The sequence below is a fragment of the Aeromicrobium endophyticum genome (genome assembly GCF_003586285.1).
In the GTDB taxonomy this organism is placed as follows: Bacteria; Actinomycetota; Actinomycetes; order Propionibacteriales; family Nocardioidaceae; genus Aeromicrobium; species Aeromicrobium endophyticum.
Map to the genome: position 1 here is coordinate 164,567 of NZ_QUBR01000002.1, position 19,018 is coordinate 183,584.

The 19,018-nt window shown below is 71.0% G+C and carries 19 protein-coding genes; 14 read left to right on the forward strand and 5 right to left on the reverse strand.

Features of this window, described 5'->3' with window-relative positions; translation table 11 throughout:
- From DX116_RS11360 to DX116_RS11370, 3 genes are all read right to left on the reverse strand, one after another.
- Positions 1-987 carry an SDR family NAD(P)-dependent oxidoreductase gene (locus tag DX116_RS11360; RefSeq protein WP_119704389.1) on the reverse strand — a complete coding sequence of 329 codons (987 nt, stop codon included), beginning with the start codon at positions 985-987 and terminating at the stop codon, positions 1-3.
- Between the two features lie 116 nt (positions 988-1,103).
- Entirely contained in the window at positions 1,104-1,757 is a 654-nt protein-coding gene (locus DX116_RS11365) for a response regulator transcription factor (protein WP_119705599.1), read from the reverse strand.
- Entirely contained in the window at positions 1,754-2,911 is a 1,158-nt protein-coding gene (locus tag DX116_RS11370; RefSeq protein ID WP_119704390.1) for a sensor histidine kinase, read from the reverse strand. Before DX116_RS11370 ends, DX116_RS11365 begins: the two co-directional genes overlap by 4 nt.
- A 128-nt stretch (positions 2,912-3,039) precedes the next feature.
- Here DX116_RS11370 and DX116_RS11375 point away from each other — a divergent pair, with 128 nt between their 5' ends.
- The 8 genes from DX116_RS11375 to DX116_RS11410 all read left to right on the forward strand — a co-directional run bounded on the left by DX116_RS11375 (position 3,040) and on the right by DX116_RS11410 (position 11,689).
- Positions 3,040-3,939: an ABC transporter ATP-binding protein gene (locus DX116_RS11375; RefSeq protein WP_119704391.1), complete on the forward strand. Its 900-nt coding sequence runs from the start codon at positions 3,040-3,042 to the stop codon at positions 3,937-3,939.
- The gene (locus DX116_RS11380) at positions 3,936-4,727 is read left to right on the forward strand and encodes an ABC-2 transporter permease (protein WP_119704392.1); all 792 of its coding nucleotides are present in this window, start codon (positions 3,936-3,938) and stop codon (positions 4,725-4,727) included. Before DX116_RS11375 ends, DX116_RS11380 begins: the two co-directional genes overlap by 4 nt.
- A gap of 135 nt (positions 4,728-4,862) precedes the next feature.
- Positions 4,863-6,065: a 1-deoxy-D-xylulose-5-phosphate reductoisomerase gene (gene dxr, locus DX116_RS11385; RefSeq protein WP_119704393.1), complete on the forward strand. Its 1,203-nt coding sequence runs from the start codon at positions 4,863-4,865 to the stop codon at positions 6,063-6,065.
- Complete coding sequence (locus tag DX116_RS11390) at positions 6,062-7,360, forward strand: M50 family metallopeptidase (RefSeq protein ID WP_119704394.1); 1,299 nt, start codon at positions 6,062-6,064, stop codon at positions 7,358-7,360. The genes dxr and DX116_RS11390 overlap by 4 nt, the downstream gene beginning before the upstream one ends.
- Before the next feature lie 76 nt (positions 7,361-7,436).
- Positions 7,437-8,582, forward strand: a complete 1,146-nt coding sequence (ispG, locus tag DX116_RS11395; protein ID WP_119704395.1) for a flavodoxin-dependent (E)-4-hydroxy-3-methylbut-2-enyl-diphosphate synthase — start codon at positions 7,437-7,439, stop codon at positions 8,580-8,582.
- Between the two features lie 76 nt (positions 8,583-8,658).
- A complete protein-coding gene (locus tag DX116_RS11400) occupies positions 8,659-9,501 on the forward strand; it encodes a GNAT family N-acetyltransferase (RefSeq protein WP_119704396.1) in 843 nt (280 codons plus the stop codon).
- 40 nt (positions 9,502-9,541) lie between these two features.
- Positions 9,542-9,904 (forward strand): DoxX family protein, encoded by a 363-nt coding sequence (locus DX116_RS11405; RefSeq protein WP_119704397.1) that lies wholly within the window; start codon positions 9,542-9,544, stop codon positions 9,902-9,904.
- Between the two features lie 39 nt (positions 9,905-9,943).
- A complete protein-coding gene (locus DX116_RS11410) occupies positions 9,944-11,689 on the forward strand; it encodes a proline--tRNA ligase (protein ID WP_119704398.1) in 1,746 nt (581 codons plus the stop codon).
- A 73-nt stretch (positions 11,690-11,762) separates the two neighbouring features.
- Here the strand turns inward: DX116_RS11410 and DX116_RS11415 are convergent, their stop codons facing one another.
- A complete protein-coding gene (locus DX116_RS11415; protein ID WP_119704399.1) occupies positions 11,763-12,164 on the reverse strand; it encodes a DUF4439 domain-containing protein in 402 nt (133 codons plus the stop codon).
- Positions 12,161-12,643 carry a hypothetical protein gene (locus DX116_RS11420; RefSeq protein WP_147393652.1) on the reverse strand — a complete coding sequence of 161 codons (483 nt, stop codon included), beginning with the start codon at positions 12,641-12,643 and terminating at the stop codon, positions 12,161-12,163. The genes DX116_RS11415 and DX116_RS11420 overlap by 4 nt, the downstream gene beginning before the upstream one ends.
- A 138-nt stretch (positions 12,644-12,781) precedes the next feature.
- Here DX116_RS11420 and rimP point away from each other — a divergent pair, with 138 nt between their 5' ends.
- The 6 genes from rimP to truB all read left to right on the forward strand — a co-directional run bounded on the left by rimP (position 12,782) and on the right by truB (position 19,013).
- Entirely contained in the window at positions 12,782-13,234 is a 453-nt protein-coding gene (gene rimP / locus DX116_RS11425; protein ID WP_119704401.1) for a ribosome maturation factor RimP, read from the forward strand.
- The gene (gene nusA, locus DX116_RS11430) at positions 13,234-14,271 is read left to right on the forward strand and encodes a transcription termination factor NusA (protein WP_119704402.1); all 1,038 of its coding nucleotides are present in this window, start codon (positions 13,234-13,236) and stop codon (positions 14,269-14,271) included. The genes rimP and nusA overlap by 1 nt, the downstream gene beginning before the upstream one ends.
- Positions 14,272-14,274: 3 nt before the next feature.
- Positions 14,275-14,607: a YlxR family protein gene (locus DX116_RS11435; RefSeq protein WP_119704403.1), complete on the forward strand. Its 333-nt coding sequence runs from the start codon at positions 14,275-14,277 to the stop codon at positions 14,605-14,607.
- Between the two features lie 140 nt (positions 14,608-14,747).
- Positions 14,748-17,552, forward strand: coding sequence for a translation initiation factor IF-2 (gene infB, locus DX116_RS11440; protein WP_119704404.1), 2,805 nt, complete (start codon positions 14,748-14,750; stop codon positions 17,550-17,552).
- Between the two features lie 91 nt (positions 17,553-17,643).
- Complete coding sequence (gene rbfA / locus DX116_RS11445; protein ID WP_119705600.1) at positions 17,644-18,090, forward strand: 30S ribosome-binding factor RbfA; 447 nt, start codon at positions 17,644-17,646, stop codon at positions 18,088-18,090.
- The gene (truB, locus tag DX116_RS11450) at positions 18,087-19,013 is read left to right on the forward strand and encodes a tRNA pseudouridine(55) synthase TruB (protein WP_119704405.1); all 927 of its coding nucleotides are present in this window, start codon (positions 18,087-18,089) and stop codon (positions 19,011-19,013) included. Before rbfA ends, truB begins: the two co-directional genes overlap by 4 nt.
- Positions 19,014-19,018 lie beyond the last annotated feature (5 nt).

The window sequence follows — 19,018 nt, forward strand, 5'->3', positions numbered from 1 at the left end:
TCAGGCCGGGACGTGGTCGATGCCCGCGGCGTCCAGGGCGTAGGCCCAGACGCTCCGCCGTGCCTCGGGGTCGTCGGCCCGGCCGGGCAGGTAGTAGGTCGACCGCGGACGGCGGTCGCTCCAGAACCGGCCGCTCGACCGCGTCGCCACCGGTGAGGCCGTGAGCCACACGATCGTGTCGGCGCCCTGCTCGGCGGTGCGCAGGATCGGGGCGACGACCTTGGCGAACCGGGGCATCGAGTCGGTGACGCCCGGGGTGTCGGCCCACCCGGGGTGCATGCTGTGCACCACGACGCCGTCGCCGGCATACCGGCGCGCCATCAGCTCGGCCAGGGTCACCTGGATGCGCTTGGTGCGCGCATACGCGCGGATGCCCTCGTACGGGCCTTCCTCGTACTCGATGTCGTCGCCGATCGAGCTGTCGAGCGGAGCGGAGTACATGCCGCCCGACGACACGATGACGACGCGGGGGTCCCCGGCGGCAGCGAGCGTGTCGCGCAGCAGCTCGGTCAGCAGCAGGGGTCCGATGACGTGCGTCGCGAGGGCCAGCTCGTGGCCCTGCGCCGTCTCGGTGCGCTCCGGCGGCATGACGCCGGCGTCGTGGACGATCGCGTGCAGCGCACCCACCGTCTCCTTCAGGTCGGCGGCGTACGCGCGGACGGAGTCGAGGTCGCTGACGTCGCAGACCTCCTCGACCAGCTGCGCGTCCGGCGCGTCGCGACGGATGAGGTCGGCCGACTCGCGGAGGCGGTCGGCGTTGCGACCGACCAGGTGCACCACGGCACCCAGCCGGGCGATGCCGGTGGCTGCCGCTCGTCCGAGCCCGCTGCTGCCGCCGGTGACGACGACATGACGGCCCACCAGGGCCTGCGGATCGGGGTCGTCCGCCCACCACCGGCGACGAAGCGCGGGTCCGATCGACGAGTAGCCCGGGACGAGGGTCTTGTCGAGGATCGTGTCGACGACCGAGAGCAGAGGAGAGACCATGCCTCCACGGTAGGCGCGACCTCCTGACCCCGCTCGTCCCCGCGATCCGTGACGCCTACGGCGGCATGGGGCCTTCGTGACGCCGTAGGCGTCACACATCGCGGGGAGGGGAGGGTCTAGAGCAGGCCTGCCTCGTGCATCGCGATCGCGACCTGCACGCGGTTGGTCGCGTCGAGCTTGGTGAACAGGTGCGAGATGTGCGCCTTGACGGTGGCGACGCTCATGTGGAGGTCGGCGGCGATCTCGGCGTTGGACGCACCGCGCCCGACGGCCACCGCGACCTCGCGCTCACGGTCGGTGAGGCACGCGATCCGCTCGACGGCCTGGCCGGCGCGGGCGTCGGGGACGGCGTCGGTGACCTGGCGGATGAGCTGCTCGGTGATGGCCGGCGACAGCATCGGCTCGCCGGCCACGACACGGGCGATCGCGTCGACGATGTCGGCCGGCGGGGTGTCCTTGAGCAGGAAGCCGTTGGCGCCCGCGGCCAGGGCCCTGACCACGTACGCGTCGGCGTCGAAGGTCGTCAGCACGATCACCTTGGGCGCCTCGGGGAGGGCGAGGACGGCCTCGGTGGCCGCGATGCCGTCCATGACCGGCATGCGGATGTCCATGAGCACGACGTCGATGCCGCCGGCCCGCACGCGCTCGACCGCCTCGTGGCCGTTCGCGGCCTCACCGACGACCTCGATCTGGGACGAGCCGCCGAGGATCAGGGCCAGCCCGGCCCGGACGAGCGCGTCGTCGTCGGTCAGCAGCACCCGGATGGTCATGCCGGCCACGGTAGCCACGCCTCGAGCACGAACTCGGCGTCGGGGGAGATGCGGTGGCCCAGGCGTCCGCCCGCCAGCTCGGCGCGCTCGGTCAGTCCCTCGAGCCCCAGGCCTGACCGCGGGGGAGCCGACCGCTGCTCACCGACCCGCAGGGGATTGCGCACCTCGACCGTCACGCCGGCGTCGGGGGAGCCCGTGACGATGACCGAGACCAAGGTGTCCGCCGCGTGCTTGCGGGCGTTGGTGAGCGCCTCCTGCACGATGCGGTAGACCGTGCGGCCGAGGGCGTCCGGGACGTCGCTCAGCGCGATGCCGCCACCGAGCTCGACGCGCATGCCCGACCGGCGCGCCTCGTCGACCAGACCCGCGACATCGGTCGCCGACGGCTGCGGACGTTCGGGGGCGGAGTCGCCGGGTCCGTCGCGCAGGATGCCGAGCACCTCGCGCAGCTCGACCATCGCCTGGTGGGAGTTGTCCTGGATGATGCCGGCCGTGGCACGCACCTCGTCGCGGCTGAGGTCGTCGCGGTACGCCAAGGCACCCGCGTGCATCGTCACGAGCGAGATGCGGTGGGCCAGGACGTCGTGCATCTCACGGGCGATGCGCGACCTCTCGGCCGTGCGAGCCCTTGCGACCCTCGACGCCTGGTCGTCCTCGGCGGCGCGCGCCCGCTCCCGCAGGGTCGCGATGAGCTCGCGGCGCGACCCGATGAACATGCCCCAGCCCACCGTGACGGCCAGGACGAGCAGCGTCAGCGGGATCATGACGACGTACGTCTGCTGGGCGTCGCGGTCGGTGGCCTCGAGCACGAGGCCCGCGACGAGGGCGACCGCCGTGACCGGGAGGATCTCGCGCAGCCGCCGGCGGGTCGACAACGACACCAGGGCCAGGGTCGCGGGCCCGCCGACCGACCACGACCCGAGGGCGAGGGCGTTGGCGGCCAGCGCGACGGCGAGGGGATGACGGCGGCGCCACGGCAGGATGGCGAAGCCGACCAGGCCCATCGCCAGGTCGGTCCAGAACCACCACCGGGCGTGGTCCCACTGCCACTGCGCGGCCTCGAACCACGCGACGGCACTGATCGCGATCGCCAGCGCGTACCGCCACAGGTGGTTCCACCAGCGCAGCGGCGGTTGGTACGTCACGGGGATCACCCCCCAAGGCTAGGGGCGGGCCAGGCCGTCCTCCACGGGCGAAGGTCTGCGACCGCTCATACTTTCGGCTAGCGCGACATGGACGCCGGGTGGATGACTCGGCGGCTCCGGTGCACCACAGTGGAGTCATGATCACAGTTGACCGTCTCACCAAGACCTACGGTGCCTACCGCGCCGTCGACGACGTCTCGTTCACGTGCCGACCGGGAGCCGTCACGGGCTTCCTCGGCCCGAACGGTGCCGGCAAGTCCACGACCATGCGCATCATCGCCGGTCTCACGCCCGCCACCTCCGGGTCCGCCCACGTGAGCGGCGTCAACTACCTCGACATCCCCAACCCCGGCACGCAGATCGGGGTGCTCCTCGACGCTTCGGCCCAGCACGCCGGCCGCACCGGCCGCGAGATCCTCACGCTCAGCGCCCTCACGATGGGCCTGCCGATGTCGCGGGTCGACGAGATGCTCGCCCTGGTGAGCCTCACCCCGGCCGAGTCGAAGCGCCGGGTCAAGAACTACTCGCTCGGCATGCGCCAGCGCCTCGGCATCGCCAACGCGTTGATGGGCGATCCGAAGATCTTGATGCTCGACGAGCCCGCCAACGGCCTCGACCCCGCCGGCATCCACTGGATGCGCAGCCTGCTGCGCGACTACGCCAACCGCGGCGGCACGGTGCTGCTGTCGTCGCACCTCCTGCACGAGATCGAGGTCATCGCCGACGAGATCATCGTCATCGGCCAGGGCAAGATCGTCGCCGAGGGCACCAAGGCCGAGCTGCTGCAGACCGCGGGGACGTTCGTGAAGGCCGCCGATCCGTCGGCGCTGGCCAATGCGCTGACCGCGGCCGGCATCACGGCAGGCCCGTCGGGCGACGGCGGTCTGCGCACCGAGGCCGATCCTGCCACGGTCGGCAAGGCCGCCGCGGCAGCCGGTGTCGCGCTCGTCGAGCTGCGTCCCGCCGACGGCGCCGGCCTGGAGGAGATGTTCCTCCAGCTGACGTCGACCACCCAGCGCGAAGGAGCGACCGCATGAGCACCACCGCCGAACCCATCACGATCGACACGACCCGTCCCGGGGTGCCGCTGAGCCGGCTCGTCAAGGTCGAGATCCGCAAGATGTTCAACACCCGGTCGGGCTTCTGGCTGATGATGAGCATCGCGATCGTCGCCCTGCTCGCGACGATCGGCTGCATCCTGTTCGTGCCCGACCGCAACCTGGAGTACTCGGTCTTCGCGAGCGCCGTCGGGTTCCCGATGGCGCTGCTGCTGCCGGTCATCGCGATCTTGTCGGTCACGGGGGAGTGGAGCCAGCGCACCGGGCTGATCACCTTCACGCTCGTCCCGCACCGTGCCGGCGTGATCCTCGCGAAGGCCCTGGCCGCCGTGATCGTCGGCGCGACCGGCATGGTGCTCGCGCTCGCGATCGGCGCCATCGGCAACATCATCGGCGCGGCGGTCAACGGCACGGACGCGGTCTGGAACATGTCGGCGCTCGACCTGGTGCTGATCGTGGTCGCCAACGTCCTGGGGCTGCTCGTCGGCTTCATGCTCGGCGTCCTGATCCGCAACACGCCCGGGGCCATCGTGGCCTACGTGGCCTACCAGTTCCTGCTGCCGACGATCTTCGGCATCCTCGCCTCGCTGCAGGACTGGTTCAAGGACATCCAGCCGTGGTTCGACTTCGGCGACGCGCAGACCCCGCTGTTCGACGGCGGGCCGCACGGTGAGGAGTGGGCGCAGCTCGCGACCTCCGGCCTGATCTGGCTCGTCATTCCGCTGGCCGTCGGCGTGTGGACCGTGCTCCGCTCCGAGGTGAAGTAGACCTCCGGGGCGTGCGGGCGGCGACAGGACATCCTCGCCCGCACGTCCCGGACCATGACAGTGGCGACGCGCACACCAGCGCGTCGCCACTGTCGTTCGCGGCCCTGCATCGACGCCGGGTGCGACAATGACCGCATGCGCAAGCGAGTGGTCGTCCTCGGCTCGACCGGATCGATCGGCACCCAGGCCCTCGAGGTCATCGCCGCCCACCCCGACCGCTTCGAGGTCGTTGGCCTGGCCGCCGGCGGCGCCCACCCCCGGTTGCTGGCCGAGCAGGCCATCGCCTTCGACGTGCCGGTGGTGGCCGTGGCGCGGGCCAGCGCCGCCGAGGACGTCCAGCTGGCGCTGTACGCCGAGGCACAGCGGCAGGGCTACGCCCACGGCGACCACCGCATCCCCCGCCTGGTCGCCGGCCCCGATGCCGCCACCGAGCTGGCCCGCACCCCCTGCGACGTCGTCCTCAACGGGATGACCGGGGCCGTCGGCCTCCTGCCGACGCTCGCCGCGCTCGAGGCGGGCACGACGCTGGCCCTGGCCAACAAGGAGTCGCTCATCATCGGCGGCTCGCTCGTGATCGACGCGGCCGCGCCGGGACAGCTCGTGCCGGTCGACTCCGAGCACTCCGCGCTGGCCCAGGCCATGCGCGGCGAGAGCCCCGACGACGTCCGCCGCCTCGTCGTCACCGCCAGCGGCGGACCCTTCCGCGGTCGCAGCCGGGCCGAGCTCGCCGACGTCACCCCCGAGCAGGCCATGGCGCACCCCACGTGGGACATGGGCCCGGTCATCACGATCAACTCCGCCACGCTGGTCAACAAGGGGCTCGAGGTCATCGAGGCCCACCTGCTGTTCGGCATCGGCTTCGACCGCATCGACGTCGTGGTGCACCCGCCGTCGATCGTGCACTCGATGGTCGAGTTCGTCGACGGCGCCACGATGGTGCAGGCGTCGCCACCCGACATGAAGCTGCCGATCGCGCTCGGCCTGTCGTGGCCGGGCCGCGTGCCCGACGTGGCCGCCGGCTGCGACTGGAGCGTGCCGGCGACCTGGGAGTTCTTCCCGCTCGACGAGCAGGCGTTCCCGGCTGTCGGGCTGGCCCGCACGGCCGGCACCTTCGGACGTACCGCGCCGGCGGTGCTCAATGCCGCCAACGAGGTGTGCGTGCAGGCATTCGTCGACGGACGGTTGGACTTCCTCGGCATAGTGGACACGGTGGGTGAGATCCTCGACGAGCACGTCCGCGATCCCGACGCGGCTCGTCAAGAGATGTCCCTCCGCGGCGTGCTGGACGCCGACGCCTGGGCGCGTGCCCGAGCCTCAGAACGGGTGGAACAACGATGAACGCACTGATCTACACCCTCGGTGTGGTCGTCTTCGTGATCGGCGTCGTGCTGTCGATCGCGCTGCACGAGCTGGGGCACATGTACCCGGCCAAGAAGTTCGGCATCAAGGTCACGCAGTTCTTCGTCGGCTTCGGCAACACCGTCTGGTCGACCAAGCGTGGCGAGACCGAGTACGGCTTCAAGGCGATCCCGCTCGGCGGCTACGTCAAGCTCGTCGGCATGCTGCCGCCGGCCAAGAACGCCGATCCGCACGAGGTGCGCAAGACCAACACGGGCCTGTTCACGCAGCTGATCTCCGACGCGCGCAACGCCGAGTACGAGCACGTCGACGACAAGGACCTCGACCGGCTGTTCTACCGCAAGCCGTGGTGGCAGAAGCTGATCGTGATGGCCGGCGGCCCCATGGTCAACATCGTGATCGCGGTGTTCCTGTTCGCCGTGGTGTTCATGGGGTTCGGGGCGCTCACCCCGACCACGACCGTCCAGGCCGTCTCCGACTGCGCCATCAGCGATGCCGAGGCGGGTCGCACGTGCCAGCCCACCGACCCGCAGACGCCGGCCAGCAAGGCCGGTCTCGAGGCCGGTGACCGCATCACGGGCTTCAACGGGCGCCAGATCGACGACTGGGACGAGCTCTCGCAGGTCATCCGCGCCAACGGCTCCCGCGAGGCCCGTATCGACTTCGAGCGTGACGGACGTCCGATGAGCGCGACGGTCGCCACCTCGGTGCTGGCCCGCGCCGACCTCGACGACCCGACGCGAACGGTCGAGGTCGGCTTCCTCGGCGTGCAGCCCCGCGAGCAGATGCAGCGCCAGGGCCCCGTCTACGTCGCGCAGGTCATGGGCGACTACGTCGAGGGCACGGCCAAGGCCATCTGGCACCTGCCCGAGCGCATGGTCGACGTCACCAAGGCGGCGTTCGGCGCCGACCGCGACCCCGAGGGGCCGATCAGCGTCGTCGGCGCGAGCCGGGTGGCGGGGGAGTCGTTCACGGTCGACGACCCGACGTGGACCGAGCGCGCTCAGCGGGTGCTGGTGCTGCTGGCGGGGCTCAACCTGTTCCTCGCGATGTTCAACTTCATCCCGCTGCTGCCGCTCGACGGCGGCCACATCGCCGGCGCCCTGTGGGAGGCCGTCCGGCGGGGCTTCGCGAAGCTGCGCGGGGCACCCGATCCGGGCTACGTCGACGTCGCGAAGATGCTGCCCGTGGCCTACGCCATGGGTGCCCTCCTTATGCTGATGAGCGTGATCCTGATCTACGCCGACATCGTCAACCCGGTATCCCTGTCATGACCGAGCGCCAGCGAGGGAATCATCAGATGCTCATGACGACGCCGTCGTTCCATGCCTCTTCCACGACGGTGACGTCATGACCGATCTGGGACTCCCCGCCATGCCGCCGCCGGTGCTCGCGCCGCGCCGCAAGACCCGCAAGATCAAGGTCGGCACGGTCGACGTCGGCGGCGACGCACCCGTCTCGGTGCAGTCGATGACCACCACGCTGACGTCCGACGTCAACACCACGCTGCAGCAGATCGCCGAGCTCACGGCCGCCGGCTGCGACATCGTCCGTGTGGCGTGCCCCAGCCAGGACGATGCCGACGCGCTGCCCGAGATCGCCCGGCACTCGAACATCCCGGTCATCGCCGACATCCACTTCCAGCCGAAGTACGTGTTCGCCGCGATCGACGCCGGCTGCGCCGCCGTGCGGGTCAACCCCGGCAACATCCGCAAGTTCGACGACCAGGTCGGCGCCATCGCGCGCGCGGCCAAGGACGCCGGCACGTCGATCCGCATCGGCGTCAACGCCGGCTCGCTCGACAAGCGCATCTTCGACAAGTACGGCTCGGCCACCCCCGAGGCGCTGGTCGAGTCGGCCGTCTGGGAGGCGTCGCTGTTCGAGGAGCACGACTTCCACGACTTCAAGATCTCGGTCAAGCACAACGACCCGGTCGTGATGGTCAAGGCCTACGAGCTGCTGTCCGAGCGGGGCGACTGGCCGCTGCACCTCGGCGTGACCGAGGCCGGTCCGGCGTTCCAGGGCACGATCAAGAGCTCGGTGGCGTTCGGCTCGCTGCTCAGCAAGGGCATCGGCGACACGATCCGAGTCTCCCTCTCGGCCCCGCCGGTCGAGGAGGTCAAGGTCGGCATCCAGATCCTGCAGTCGCTCAACCTGCGACCGCGCAAGCTCGAGATCGTCTCGTGCCCGTCGTGCGGGCGCGCGCAGGTCGACGTCTACACGCTGGCCGAGCAGGTCACGGCCGGGCTCGAGGGCATGGAGGTTCCGCTGCGCGTCGCGGTCATGGGCTGCGTCGTCAACGGGCCGGGCGAGGCGCGCGAGGCCGACCTCGGCGTCGCCTCGGGCAACGGCAAGGGCCAGATCTTCGTCAAGGGCGAGGTCATCAAGACCGTCCCTGAGTCGAAGATCGTCGAGACCCTCATCGAGGAGGCCATGCGTCTGGCCGAGGACATGGAGCCCGTCGAGGGCGGTTCGGCCGCCGTCACGGTCAGCTGACGCTGCTGCGCCCGACGTCCTCCACCGCCGGGACACCCCCGGGTCGTAGGCTGTACCGACCGGACCGGGAGGCACAGTGCTGAAGACGACGGCGCATGTTCGTGCGCTGACACCAGACGACCTCCCAGACCTGCATCGTCTGCTCGACCGCGACCCCTTGGTCAACCTCTTCGTCCGCAACCGGGTCGACTCCACCAAGCTGCAGGCCCGCTGGCTGGGCGGCCAGGTGTGGGGCTACTTCGAGGACGGCAGCTTGGTGTCGGCGTGCCACGCAGGGGCCAACCTGGTGCCCGTCGAGGCCACCCCCGCCGCGCTGTCGGCGTTCGCCGAGCGGGTGCTCGCCGACAACATCCGTCCGTCGTCGGTCGTCGGGCCCCGTGACGTGGTCATCCCGTTCTGGGCGCTGCTCGAGCCGCGCTGGGGCCCTGCCCGGTCGCCTCGGCTGTCGCAACCCTTCATGACGATGGCGCGCGACAGCCGCGTGGCGCCCGACCCGCGCGTGCGGCCCGTGCTGATCGACGAGTTCGACGTCCTCTACCCGGCGTCGGTGGCGATGTTCACCGAAGAGGTGGGGGTCGACCCCGAGGCGGGCAGCCGCAGCGGATATCGGGCGCGGGTGGCGCAGCTGATCTCGCAAGGGTGGTCGTTCGCGATCATCGAGGACGGTCGCGTGCTGTTCAAGACCGAGGTCGGGGCGGCGACGCGCGACGCCTGCCAGCTGCAGGGCGTCTACGTGCACCCCGACCTGCGCGGGCGCGGGCTGGCGGTGCCGGCCCTGGCGGCCGTCGTGCGGCAGGTCAGGCAGACCGTGGCGCCGGTCGTCACGCTGTACGTCAACGACCACAACACGGCTGCTCGCCGCACGTACGAGCGGGTCGGGTTCGAGCAGACCACGACGTTCGCGTCGATCCTGCTGTAGCGGGCCTGCACGGCCGGAGCGCCGCGACTAGGGTGCCTGCATGACACGCGACATCACCATCATGGGCAGCGCCTTCATCGGCATCGGGGTGCTCCACCTCGTCAAGCCGGGGCCGTTCGAGAACATCGTGCCGAAGGTGCTCCCGCGCAAGAAGGACCTGGTCTACGCGTCGGGCGTCGTCGAGATCGCGGCCGGCGCGATGATGCTGCACCCCCGCACGCGCCGCCTGGGCGGCCTGGGTGCCGTCGCGCTGCTCGCCGGCGTCTTCCCGGCCAACGTCCAGATGACGGCCGATGCGCTGCGCAGCTCGCGCGCACCCGCTTGGTACAAGGCGGGCACGGTGCTCCGGCTCCCGCTCCAGGCCCCCATGATCCGCATCGCCCTCAAGGCCGCCCGAGCCTGACCCAGGGCGGCCCGGAACGGGGCCGATAGGCTCGACGCCATGCGCATGTCCAAGCTCTTCCTCCGCACGCTCCGCGACGACCCCGCCGATGCCGAGGTGGCGAGCCACAAGCTGCTCGTGCGCGCCGGCTACGTGCGCAGGGTCGCGCCCGGCATCTACTCGTGGCTGCCGCTGGGGCTCAAGGTGCTGGCCAAGGTCGAGAAGATCATCCGCGAGGAGATGGCCGAGATCGGCTCGCAGGAGGTGCGGTTCCCGGCCCTGCTGCCTCGCGAGCCCTACGAGGCGTCCAACCGCTGGACCGAGTACGGCCCCAACCTCTTCCGCCTGCAGGACCGGCGCGGCAACGACATGCTGCTCGGCCCGACGCACGAGGAGATGTTCGCGCTGCTGGTCAAGGATCTCTACTCGTCCTACAAGGATCTGCCGCTGAGCCTGTTCCAGATCCAGACCAAGTACCGCGACGAGGCCCGTCCGCGTGCCGGCATCCTGCGCGGCCGCGAGTTCATCATGAAGGACTCGTACTCCTTCGACGTCGACGACGCAGGGCTCGAGGCGTCCTACCAGGCCCACCGCGAGGCCTACGTGCGCATCTTCGACCGCCTGGGCTTCGACTACGTCATCGTGCACGCCGACTCCGGTGCGATGGGTGGCTCGGCCAGCGAGGAGTTCCTCGCCGTCTCCGAGACGGGCGAGGACACCTTCGTGCGCTCGCCGGGTGGCTACGCGGCCAACGTCGAGGCGGTCACGACGATCGCCCCCGATCCCGTCCCGTTCGACGGCCTGCCCGCGGCGCACGCCGAGCAGACCCCCGACACCCCGACGATCGCGACGCTCGTGGCCCACCTCGACGAGGCGTTCCCGCGCGACGACCGTCCGTGGCACGCGTCCGACACGCTGAAGAACGTGCTCGTGATGCTGCGTCACCCCGACGGCACCCGCGAGCCGCTCGCGATCGGCGTGCCCGGCGACCGCGAGGTCGACGCCAAGCGCCTCGAGGCCGCGGTCTCGCCGGCCGAGGTCGAGCCGTTCGACGAGAAGGAGTTCGCCGCGAACCCGGCGCTCGTCAAGGGGTACATCGGGCCGGGTGCGCTCGGTGCCGACAACGCGTCGGGCATCCGCTACCTGACCGACCCCCGGGTCGTCGACGGCACACGGTGGGTCACGGGAGCCAACGAGAAGGGCTCGCACGTGATCGACCTGGTGGCGGGCCGCGACTTCACCTCCGACGGCACGATCGAGGCCGCCGAGGTGCGTGCCGGCGACCCCGCGCCCGACGGCTCGGGCCCGCTCGAGCTGGCCCGTGGCATCGAGGTGGGCCACATCTTCCAGCTCGGCCGCAAGTACGCCGAGGTGCTCGACCTGAAGGTGCTCGACGAGAACGGCAAGCTGGTCACGGTCACGATGGGTTCGTACGGCGTGGGCGTCTCGCGGGCCGTCGCTGCCGTGGCGGAGTACTCGCACGACGACGCCGGACTGATCTGGCCCAAGGAGCTCGCTCCGTTCGACGTCCACCTGATCGTGGCGGGCAAGGACGAGACGGTCGTCGCCGGCGCCGAGCAGGTGTACGCCGACCTGGTGGGCGAGGGCTTCGACGTGCTGTTCGACGACCGTCCCGGCAAGGTGTCGCTGGGCGTGAAGTTCAAGGACGCCGAGCTCGTCGGGGTGCCCACGATCGTCGTCGTCGGCAAGGGCTTCGTCGACGGAGTCGTCGAGGTCAAGGACCGCGCGACGGGCGAGCGCCAGGACGCCGCCCTGGCCGACCTGATCGCGACCCTCCGCGCCTGATCAGTCGCGCCCCTCGAGCTTGTCGAATGGCCCCTTCCGACAAGCTCGAGGGGCGGGATCGACCGGGATCGGTTCAGGGAAGGCCGGGGAAGGCCCTCGGGGCGGCTCCCCAGGTCTGCTCGGCCAGGGCGGACGTCCGAAGGGCCCGCACCGCGTAGGCACGCAGGTCGTCCTCCGCGACCCCGGCCAGGGTCAGCAGGGCCGCACTGATGCGTGCCTCGAGCGACTGCGCCGCTGCGCGTGCCTGGTCGGCGTTCGTGAGCGGACCGACGTCGTAGCCCAGGGCGGCCGCGGCCGGCGACGTGCCGCGTGACCGCAGCCGGCCGACCAGGGAGTCACGGGTGTCGCGGTGCGCGGCGAACGACGTCCGCGCGGTCTTGACGAGGCTGTCGACCCGGGCGCCGACCACGGGGTAGAGCCAGACGGCCTCGTGCTCGAGCGCGAGCCACGCCTGCAGCGCCTCGGTCGGCGTCATCGCAGGCTCCGGACGACGCGGGCGCTCTGTGCGTGACCTGCCGACATCGCCGCCAGCACCCGCACGAGCGCCGGCGAGCCCGCCGTGACGGCATCGCGCGCACGGTCCTTGCAGGCGATGTCGAGCGCCTGTGCCAGCGCGTCGACGGCTGCGCCCTGGTCGGCCGGGGGAGCAGCACCCGCCGGTGCCTCCGCGCCGCCCAGCGCGGCCAGCTGCTCGCCGACGGCAGCGGTGACCGCGGCGAGGTCGAGCCCCGGATGGCCGGCCGAGGTCGCCGCGACGGCGGCCTGCAGCTCGGCAGTGGCCCGAGCAGCGCGGCGCAGGACGCGCGTGTCGTCCGGGTCGGGCTGCGGCTTGGGGTCGATGCCGACCGCGTCGGCGACGTCGTCGAGACGTCCGGTGGCCTCGGCGGCGACGAGGAGTCCGCCGGCACCCACCACGACGGCTCCGGTGCCGATCAGCGCACGGCGAGTCATCACCCCGGCAGGCTATCCGACAGCTGCCACGCGCCCCGACACGTCACGACGTCCGAGGCACCTCCGGACTACCGATAGGGTGGACCGACGCAGCACGGCGGAGGACACGACCCGCCGACAACCGAAGACGGAGGACGCACCATGACCGACAGTCTGGAGACCCTCGTCGAGAGCACCGTGACGTCCCTGGGGCTCGATCTCGAAGCGCTCGACCTCACCCCGGCCGGCAACAAGCGCGTCCTGCGCATCGCGGTCGACCGCGACGGCGGCGTCGGCATCGACCACATCACCGACGCGACCCGCGCGCTGTCCGAGGTGCTCGACTCGTCCGAGGTCATGGGCGAGCAGCCGTACACGCTCGAGGTCACCTCACGGGGCGTCGACCGGCCGCTCACGGAGCCCCGCCACTGGCGCCGCAACGAGGGCCGCCTGGTCCGTCTGCGCCTCGAGGGGGACGACTCCTCGGTCGACGGACGCATCGGCGCGAGCGACGACACCGGGGTCGAGATCCTCGGACGGACGACGACGCGCTACGACTACACCGACATCACCTCAGCGCTCGTGCAGGTCGAGCTCAACCGGAAGGACGCCTGATGGACATCGACATGGCCGCCCTGCGCGCCCTCGAGCGCGAGAAGGAGATCCCCTTCGAGGCGATCTGCGAGGCGATCGAGACCGCGCTGCTCTCGGCCTACCAGAAGACCGGCATCGCCAAGCAGCACGCGCGCGTCGAGCTCGACCGGTCGTCGGGCCACGTGACGGTGTGGGCCAAGGAGCGCATCGAGGCGCCCCCCGCGCCCGAGCCGGTCGAGGGGGAGGAGCCGGCACCCCGCCCGCCGGCGACCTTCACGCCCGAGTTCGACGACACGCCCGACGACTTCGGTCGGTTCGCCGCCACGATCGCCCGCCAGCTGATCATGCAGAAGATCCGCGATGCCGAGGACGAGTCGAAGTACGGCGAGTTCTCCGGCAAGGTCGGCGACATCGTGTCGGGCGTCATCCAGCAGGGTCGCAACCCGCAGGACGTCATGCTCGACCTGGGTCGTGTCGAGGCCGTCCTCACCGGCACCGAGCGCGTGCCCGAGGAGAAGTACGCGCACGGCGAGCGCCTCAAGGCGTACGTCTACGAGGTCGAGAAGGGCCTGCGCGGACCTCGGGTGAAGGTCTCGCGCACCCACCCCAACCTGGTCAAGCTGCTGTTCGCGCTCGAGGTGCCCGAGATCGCCGACGGCTCCGTCGAGATCTTCGCGATCGCCCGCGAGGCCGGTCACCGCACCAAGATCGCGGTGCGGGCCAACGTCGCCGGCGTCAACGCCAAGGGCTCGTGCATCGGCCCGATGGGCCAGCGCGTGCGCAACGTCATGCACGAGCTGCACGGCGAGAAGATCGACATCGTCGACTTCAGCGACGACCCGGCCGAGTTCATCGGTCACGCGCTGTCGCCGTCGCAGGTCCGCAGCGTCACGATCGTCGACGAGTCGACCCGGTCGGCCCGTGTCGTCGTGCCCGACTTCCAGCTGTCGCTCGCGATCGGCAAGGAGGGCCAGAACGCCCGTCTCGCCGCCAAGCTCACCGGTTGGCGCATCGACATCCGCTCCGACACCGAGGCGCCGCGCGAGCAGGCCGACTGACCGATGGCGCAACCTCTCCGCCAAACGGGTAGACTGGGTGAGGTCGTCCGGACGTGCATCGGTTGCAGGCAACGTTCGGACAAGGCCGATCTGGTGCGAGTCGTCGCAGTTCAGGGGTCCACGGCAACGGTCGTGACTCCCGATCCGCACGGCACGCTGCCGGGACGCGGGGCGCATCTGCACCCCACGGTCCGGTGCCTGGATCTGGCGACACGCCGCAAGGCGTTCGGTCGGGCCCTTCGAGTCGAGGGGCCGCTCGACCTGGACGCCGTGGCCGGCGCCGTCACGGATCGAGAACCACAGCATGACCACGAGGAGCGCAACAGCGCTCCCTGACCGAAATCGGAGCACTCGCTCATGTCCCACATGAATGGCCTCGGCCGATGAGTACTGCGCGATGAGTACTGCGCAATGAGCACGTTCGTCAACTAGTGGTCTGATCCTCCTTCGGGGTCGGACCCCCCTGAAGGAGAAAAGTGGCTGTCAGAGTCCACGAGCTCGCACGCGAGTTCGGCGTCGAGAGCAAGGTCGTCCTGTCCACCCTGAAAGACATGGGTGAGTACGTGAAGTCGGCTTCCTCGACCGTAGAAGCCCCCGTCGTCCGGCGCCTCAACGAGGAGCACGGCGACGCCCTGCGCGCGCAGGGCGCCAAGAAGTCCGGTGGCAAGAAGCCGGCCGCCAAGCCGGCCGAGCCTGCGGCCGCGGCCCCCGCCGCGCCTGCTGCCGACACGTCCGAGCAGCCCGCTGCCGCCTCGGCCCCGGCCCCGGCTGCGCCGGCACGCACCCCCGGCCCGGTCCCCGGACCGCGCAAGGTCGTGCCCGACCCCGAGCCGGCACCCGTCAAGCAGGCCCCGGCCCCGGCCGCTGCCAGCGAGACCCCCGCCGCTGCCAAGCCGGCAGCGCCCGCTGCTCCGGCCGCCCGCGCGACCCCCGGCCCCACGCCGGGTCCGCGCCCGCCCGCCGCAGGTGGCGCCCGTCCCGGCAACAACCCGTTCTCGTCCACGCAGGGCATGCAGCGCAACACCCCGCGCCCGCCCGCCGCTCGTGAGGGTGGCGCGACGCCCGCTCCGGGCGCCGGCAGCAGCGGCGGTGGCGGCGGCATGCCGCGTCCCAACCCCGCGATGATGCCGCGCCAGTCGGGCCTCCCGGGCCCGTCGGCGGCTCGCGGTGGTCGTCCCGGCGGCGCGCCGGGTCGTCCCGGCGGTGCTCCCGGTCGTCCCGGTGGCGGCGGTGGCGGCGGCGGATTCGCCGGCCGTCCCGGCGGTGGCGGCGGTGCTCCGGGTCGTCCCGGTGGCGGCGGCTTCAGCGGACCTCCCCGCACGGGTGGTCCTGCCGGTCGCAACACCCGCGGCGGCACGCAGGGCGCGTTCGGTCGCGCCGGCGGACCGGTGCGTCGAGGACGCAAGAGCAAGCGCGCGAAGCGTCAGGAATTCGACCAGATGCAGGCGCCCGCCATCGGCGGCGTCCGCGTCCGCAAGGGCAACGGCGAGACCGTCCGCCTCACGCGCGGCTCGTCGCTGGCCGACTTCGCCGACAAGATCGGCGCCGACTCCGCATCGCTGGTCGAGGTGCTGTTCCACCTCGGCGAGGTCGTCACGGCCACGCAGTCGGCCAACGACGAGACGCTGCTGCTGCTCGGCGAGGAGCTCAACTACACGGTCGAGGTCATCTCGCCCGAGGACGAGGACCGCGAGCTGCTCGAGTCGTTCGACATCGAGTTCGGCGAGGACGAGGGCAACGAGGACGATCTCATCGCCCGCCCGCCGGTCGTCACCGTCATGGGTCACGTGGACCACGGAAAGACCAAGCTCCTCGACGCGCTGCGCAGCAGCAACGTCGTCGACAAGGAGGCCGGTGGCATCACGCAGACCATCGGCGCCTACCAGGTCGCGACCGACGTCGACGGCACCGAGCGTCGCATCACCCTGATCGACACCCCCGGTCACGAGGCGTTCACCGCCATGCGTGCCCGTGGTGCCCAGGCGACCGACATCGCGATCCTCGTGGTCGCGGCCGACGACGGCGTCATGCCGCAGACGGTCGAGGCGCTCAACCACGCCAAGGCCGCCGGCGTCCCGATCGTCGTCGCGGTCAACAAGGTCGACAAGCCGGACGCCGACCCGACCAAGGCCCGCGGCCAGCTCACCGAGTACGGCCTCGTGCCCGAGGAGTACGGCGGAGACACGATGTTCGTCGACGTGTCGGCCAAGGCCGGCACCGGCATGGACGCCCTGCTCGAGGCTGTCATCCTCACGGCCGACGCCTCGCTCGACCTGCGCGCCAACCCGAAGCAGAACGCCGAGGGACTCGTCATCGAGGCGCACCTCGACCGTGGCCGCGGCCCTGTCGCGACGGTCCTCGTCCACCGAGGAACGCTCAAGGTCGGCGACTCGATCGTCGCCGGACCGGCCTTCGGTCGCGTCCGCGCCATGCTCGACGAGCACGGCGAGAACATCGAGGAGGCGACCCCGTCGCGTCCGGCTCTGGTGCTCGGTCTGACGGCCGTGCCCGGTGCGGGTGACAACTTCATGGTGGTCGGCGACGACCGCCTGGCGCGTCAGATCGCCGAGAAGCGCGAGGCGCGCGAGCGCAACGCCCTCCTGGCGCAGCGCACGGGTCGCCGCACCCTCGAGGACTTCATGTCCTCGATGGAGAAGGGCGAGACCGACGAGCTGCTCCTCATCCTCAAGGGTGACGGATCGGGCTCGGTCGAGGCGCTCGAGGACGCACTGGCCCAGATCGACGTCGGCGACGAGGTCGCGCTGCGGGTCATCGACCGCGGTGTCGGTGCGATCACCGAGACCAACGTCATGCTGGCCGCGGCGTCCAACGCCGTGATCATCGGCTTCAACGTCCGCCCGCAGGGCAAGGCGACGGAGCTGGCCGACCGCGAGGGTGTCGAGATCAAGTACTACTCGGTCATCTACAACGCGATCGAGGAGATCGAGGCGTCCCTCAAGGGTCTGCTCAAGCCGGAGTTCGAGGAGGCGCAGCTCGGTACCGCCGAGATCCGCGACATCTTCCGCTCCAGCAAGATCGGCAACATCGCCGGTTGCATGGTCACCAGCGGCACGATCAAGCGCAACGCGAAGGCTCGTCTGCTCCGCGACGGCTCCGTCGTCGCAGACAACCTCGACTTCAGCAGCCTGCGCCGCGAGAAGGACGATGTGTCCGAGGTGCGTGAAGGCTTCGAGTGCGGTCTCGTGCTCCGTGGCTACAACGACATCAAGATCGGCGACATCGTCGAGACGTTCGAGCTGCGCGAGAAGCCCCGCGCGTAGTCAGCACTACCCAGATGCTCCTTGAGCTTGTCGAAAGGACCTTTCGACAAGCTCAAGGAGCACTGTCCGTTTCCCTGGAGGAGTGAGCACGATGGCAGGACCCCGCAACGCCAAGGTCGGCGACCGCATCAAGGTGATCGTCGCCCAGATGCTCGAACGACGCGTCAAGGACCCGCGCCTTGGGTTCGTGACGATCACGGACGTCCGCATGACCGGTGACGGCCAGCAGGCGTCGGTGTTCTACACCGTCATGGGCGACGAGCAGCAGCGCGACGACACCGCCGCGGCGCTCCGCAGCGCGACCGGCCTCATCCGGTCCGAGGTCGGGAAGCAGCTCGGCACCCGCATCACCCCCTCGATCACGTTCTTCCTCGACTCGGTGCCCGAGACGGCCAAGGAGATCGAGGACCTGCTCGCCAAGGTCAAGGCGTCCGACGACGAGGTGCTCTCCCGCACCGCGGGCGCCCAGTACGCCGGCGATCCCGACCCGTACAAGAAGCCCGTCGACGACGAGGACGACGAGCGGGACGCCGAGTGACCGCGGCCTCGGCGGCGGGGCCGTCGGGCCTGGTCATCGTCGACAAGCCGGCCGGGTGGACGTCGCACGACGTCGTCGGTCGCATGCGACGCCTGGCCGGCACCAAGAAGGTCGGGCACGCCGGCACGCTCGACCCGATGGCCACCGGCGTGCTGGTGCTGGGCATCAACCGCGCCACGCGGCTGCTCGGCTACCTGACGCACGCCGACAAGGAGTACGTCGCCACGATCCGGCTCGGCCAGTCGACCGTCACCGACGACGCCGAGGGCGAGGTGACGTCGACGACCTCGGCCGCGCACGTCGACGAGGCGGCCGTGCGCGCCGTGCTGCCGCGCTACACCGGCGACATCCAGCAGGTGCCGTCATCGGTGTCGGCGATCAAGGTCGACGGCGTGCGGTCGTACGCCAAGGTCCGTGCCGGGCAGGAGGTCGAGCTGAAGGCCCGTCCCGTCACCGTCTCGGCGTTCGACCTGGTCCCTCAGTCGCTGCGCTCCCTCACGGTCGCTGCGCTCCCTGGGAACCGAGAGACCGACGTCGTTGACGTCGACGTGCGGGTCGTGTGCTCCAGCGGCACCTACATCCGCGCCCTGGCCCGCGACATCGGCGACGACCTCGGGGTCGGCGGGCACCTGACGATGCTGCGTCGCACCCGGGTGGGCGGCTTCCCGCTGCGGCTGGCGCGCACGCTCGACGAGCTCGAGACCGAGCTGCACGTCATCGACCTCGACGACGTCGCCCGGGCGAGCTTCGACTCCTACGACCTGCCCGAGCGCGAGGCGCAGGACGTCCGCTTCGGCCGGGCGCTGACGGGCATCGACCTCGGCGCTCCTCGCGCGGTGGCGATGTTCGATCCCGAGGGGCACTTCCTGGCGCTCTACGAGCAGCGCGGAGGGGTCGCGAAGCCGGTCGCGGTCTTCGTCTAGGGTCG